The 4,364-nt window shown below is 64.8% G+C and carries 4 protein-coding genes; 2 read left to right on the top strand and 2 right to left on the bottom strand.

The genetic code is table 11. The annotated features are described in order from the left end of the window. Nucleotides 1-273, top strand: a 273-nt coding sequence (locus JWQ89_RS11610; RefSeq protein ID WP_299641156.1) for an exodeoxyribonuclease VII large subunit, incomplete at its 5' end; no start/stop codon positions are given. Between the two features lie 54 nt (nt 274-327). Here JWQ89_RS11610 and JWQ89_RS11605 read toward each other — a convergent pair. Together JWQ89_RS11605 and JWQ89_RS11600 are read right to left on the bottom strand one after the other, a co-directional pair. Continuing rightward, a complete protein-coding gene (locus tag JWQ89_RS11605; RefSeq protein WP_299641155.1) occupies nt 328-924 on the bottom strand; it encodes a hypothetical protein in 597 nt (198 codons plus the stop codon). Between the two features lie 584 nt (nt 925-1,508). Beyond that, nucleotides 1,509-4,019: an integrin alpha gene (locus JWQ89_RS11600; protein WP_299641154.1), complete on the bottom strand. Its 2,511-nt coding sequence runs from the start codon at nt 4,017-4,019 to the stop codon at nt 1,509-1,511. A 123-nt stretch (nt 4,020-4,142) separates the two neighbouring features. Here JWQ89_RS11600 and JWQ89_RS22515 point away from each other — a divergent pair. Next, nucleotides 4,143-4,364, top strand: a 222-nt coding sequence (locus JWQ89_RS22515) for an NAD(P)-dependent oxidoreductase (RefSeq protein WP_366143999.1), incomplete at its 3' end; no start/stop codon positions are given.

Below are 4,364 nucleotides of genomic sequence, written 5' to 3'. Positions count from 1 at the left end.
GACCAGCAACTCCTCTTCCGCAGGCAGCGCCTCGCCACCGTTGGCCCGCGTCTGCATCAAGCCTATGCCCACACCCTCGCCGAGCGGCGGCACCGCCTGGCGGCGGCGATGGAAAAGCTGCGGCTCCTTTCGCCCGAAACGATCCTGCGCCGCGGTTACGCGGTGGTGCAGCGCCGGGATGGCAGTCTTGTCCGTTCAGTCTCCGAAGTGGCGGCAGGCGACGTGCTCAAAACGCGGCTGGCCGATGGGACGTTCGCGTCGCAGGTGCAGTAGAAAGCGGACTTTGCCCAAAGGTTGCCCTCCGGCGACCGATGGGCCGATAGAGGCTCACGGTTCAGGACGGGCGGGGGGCGCCTCTACAGGCTTCGCCGGAGCACCCACGCCGCTGGATTCGCCCTGAGCATCCTTGAGATCCTGCAAGTCGGGTATCCTCGTGGCCAGGGTATCGTTGAGCACTTTGAGGATTTTGCTCACTCGATAGTACAGCGTCTCCCCATCCGGCGTTAACACGAGGGTGGACGGAATATCGCCCCGGCTGGTCGCGCGGCTCAAATCGACGGTCTTTCGGCCGTCGACCGTTTTGAATCCCATCCCGAGTTGATGGAAATAGTAGCTGGCTTCGGCTGCTTGAATGGCGGTGAATGCCTGTTCGTACGCTTGAGCTTGCCCTTTTGAATCAAAGAGTTGACCCAAGCCAAAGATATAAGCCGCGCCCAGCCCAAACCCACTGGCGGTACCGGTGGACCAGCCGAGAGTTTTGGCCGCGCCGGCCAGCGTCCCCAAGGTCGCCTGCGTCCCGCTGGAGCCGAATCGCACTCCCATGTGAATGCTCGCGCGGTTCGCCAACTTTCGCTTCACCTCGTCGGTGAAGTTAAGTACGTCGATGTCTCTCACGGTATATTTGAATCGAACATCGTCTTTCACATTCCGGCGCCCGTCTGTCTGGCCGCGTCGTGCAACTTGCACCAAGGTCGGGGTGGAGCATCCCGCAAGGAGTAACGAGCTGAGCAGAATGGCCGCAAAAGCACGGAGCGTTGGTTTCATTAAGGCAATTTTCAGGTTAGATCCACGGCCTACTTGCACGAAATTTCCGCCTACCGTTGACTTTCTGTGTATCTGACGGGCTGAGGGGCCGTCAAAGTATATTCCGTACTTTCTCACGACGCTTCCGCCCGGCTCTGAACCGGCTCTCGTTCGTGAGCCTCGCCCTTTAATTGGCCGTCAAAGCTCGCGGCCGGTGGGGGCGTCGGGTCCCCGTGGGGTCCTTCCGCGCCCCCTGCGCTTCGGCATTGCTTCCCCGCTTCCGCCGCGCAACGGTCGCTGCCTCACCACGTGCGTCGCTAATTACGTAAGAACATTGGCATCATCGGGCTCGGCATCATTGGCGCCAGCGCCGCGGCGCGTCGGGGTTCCATTGCTTCGACTGGAATCGCTCGCCCAAGTCCGTCCCGATTTTTCTCAGGACTCGCAACCCGAGCGAAGGGGAGAGGGCGAGGCTTCGCGCCGGTTCAGACTTCGTTGAGGAAAAAGTCGCCGGTGGAGCCGAGGGCTAGGAAGTGATCCTTGGCCAGCTTTTGCAGCGGGAGCCTCGTCTGGCCGATGGTCACCGCGCCGATCTGCTGCGCGGTGATGGCGAAGTGCCCACCGGGTGCGAAGGTCCCGAGCGCCTGGCCCTTGATGACGATGCTGGCGATGCGGGAGGCGACCGTCCCCCCGCCGGGCAGGACGCTGTCGTCCGCCGTGCCGTAGAATCCGTCGGCGTCCGCGCTGATGCCGGCGACGACCGTGCTCGCGACCCAATTCCCGCCGATCCTGATGGTGCCGATCTGCACATGGGGATTTCCGCCGAAGGCGCTGAAGCCGGCGAGGACGCGGCTGTGCTCGAAGTTCGCGCCGACGGTGAGCAGTTTCAAGACGTTCGCGGCCGCGGCGGTTTTCGGGTTCGCCACGCCGGAGAGGACGAATTGCGAGTCCGTGAGATTGCCGCCGATGCGCACAATCCCCAGCTTCCCGCCGCCGACGACGACGCCGTCGACGCTGGTTTTCACGATGAAAACCGGGAGGGTGCCGGCGAACGTGCTCGTGAGGCTGGCGTTCGCTCCGCCCTGGGTGCTGAGACCGGCGAGGCCGAGGGAATTGAGCACGAACATCCTGGCCGCGGCGACGGTCGTGCCGGAGCCGAGGTGAAACTGTCCGAGGTCGCCGCCGATGCCGACGTTGCCGAGGGCGAGGCCGCTGGCGTCCAGCTCGCCGATGTTGACGAGACCATCGCCGTGCCGGACTCCGCCGATGATCTGCGGTCTTGCGGTGATCGAGAGGCTGGTGCCGTTCAGCTCGGAATGGCCCTGGAAATCGATCAAGCGCAGCGTGGCCCCGCCGAGGGTGTTGACGCCGGTCAGGGTGAATTCATTCGCGGTCAGCGGCCCTTTGGTCGTCCTGATCGTGACCAGGTCGCCGTCCACGTCGGTGAAGGTGGCGGTCTTGTGGGTGGGGCCGATTTTCACCGTGTTGCCGCCGCTCGAGCCGTAGAGCACAAAGGCGGCGCCCGTCACGGGCGAGCCGAGGAGCAGGTCGGCAAACCCATCGGCATTGGGATCGCCTGCGGTGCTCACGCTGATATTGGCTGACAGGAGCCCGCTGGTGCCGATGACCTTGAATCCGTTCGTGCCATCGAGGCCCGACAGTGAGAGGGTCTCGAAGCCGCCGGCGCGGCCGAAGACGACATAGGCGACCCCCGTGCCGTTCGGGCCGCCATGGTCGGAGCCGAGGACTAAATCGGGGAAGCCGTCGGCATTGAAATCGCCCAAGGTATGCAGGGTCGTGGCCACGCGATCGTTCGGCGCCGCGCCGATGATTTGGAAGCCATGCGCCGTATCGAAAGGACTCAACTGGAACGGGCTGGCGAATGTCCCGCCATGTCCGTAGACGACAAAGGCGGCGCCGGAAGCCGCGCCGCCCGCGTTATCGCCACTCGCGCCGATGAAGAGGTCGGCATAGCCGTCCCCATTGACGTCGCCGGCGGAGCCCACGGTGCTGCCGGTGAACGCGGAGGGGCTGACTCCAAAGTACACGAAGCCGTTGTTGCCCGAGATGTAGTTTGAAAGATTCAGCGGCGAATTGAAGCCACCCGCCCGGCCAAAGACCACGTAAGCGCCGCCCGAGCCCAGGACGTTCGGCGACAACCCCGGCGCACCGATCACCATGTCCGCCAGGCCGTCCCCATTCACATCGCCCGCTCCGCTGACCGACGCACCGAGCCGGGCGTTCACCCCGGCACCGAAGATCTTGACGCCATCGAGACCGTTGAGGTTCGCGGGATTGATGGGCGAGCTGAACGCACCCGGTTTGCCATAGATCACATAGGCCGCCCCCGCGGTGTTGGCATTGCCGGCCGCGCCGACGATCACGTCGTCGAAGCCGTCGCCATTCACATCGCCGGCGCCGCTGACCGATGCGCCGAGGTTGTTCATGGCCGCCTCCCCGATAATCTTGAAGCCCGTCTGCCCGATGAGCGAGGAGAGGCTCATCGGGGAAAAGAAGTTTCCGCCGTGGCCGAAGAGGACGTAGGCAGCGCCGGAATCGGTGCCGTTCGCATCGGCCTGGCTCGCCCCGATGATCAGGTCCCCGATGCCATCGCCATTCACGTCGCCGGCCGCGCTGACCGAGACGCCCGAGAATTCCTCCCCGGGCTCGCCATTGATCCGGAAGCCGTTGGTCCCGTCGAGTGACCCAAGGCTGATCGACGGGCTCAGCCCGCCGGCTTGGCCGAAGACAATATAGCTCGCACCTGAGCTGTCCGCATTGGCGGTGAAGGCGCCGATGACGAAATCGTCGATGTGGTCGCCATTGATGTCGCCCGCGTCGCTCACCGAGCCGCCGAAATCATCGTTCGCCTGAGCGCTCGTGATCGCCACGGCCTGCGCTGCCGGAAGGCTCGCGAGATCGATGACGGCGGCAAACGCCGGAGCGATGCGCGCTTCGAGCGGTTCGATCCGAGGGGTGCGAGCGACGAGATTCATAAGCGTGCAGCGGCGGTGTGAAAGGACCGCCGCGCCCAACCCGAGTCAGCAGGCTCGCCTCGTCGCGCGTGGAAGAAGTTTCGGGCCGGCACCGTGCGGGCAAGGTAGGCGTGAGGCAAGCGGATTCACCGGCGCCGCCCCGCCCCCGCGCTTCAGCATTGCTTCCCCGGCGCGGCGACGCAATGGTCCCTGCCTCACCACATGCGTCGCAAATTACGTAAGAACGTCGGCATCATCGGGCTCGGCATCATCGGCGCCAGCGCCGCGGCGGGGCTGCGGGCCGCGGGGTTCCACTGTTTCGTCTGGAATCGCTCCGCCAGGGCGGTCCCGAACTTCCTCGGCTCG

Source organism: Devosia sp. (assembly GCF_028290645.1).
In the GTDB taxonomy this organism is placed as follows: Bacteria; Pseudomonadota; Alphaproteobacteria; order Rhizobiales; family Devosiaceae; genus Devosia_A.
This window is presented reverse-complemented; position numbering and strand designations above follow the sequence as displayed.

Excerpts from the sequence above, each read along its gene's own strand:
- JWQ89_RS11600 (WP_299641154.1), bottom strand. The coding sequence starts at position 4,019 with ATGAATCTCGTCGCTCGCACCCCTCGGATCGAACCGCTCGAAGCGCGC.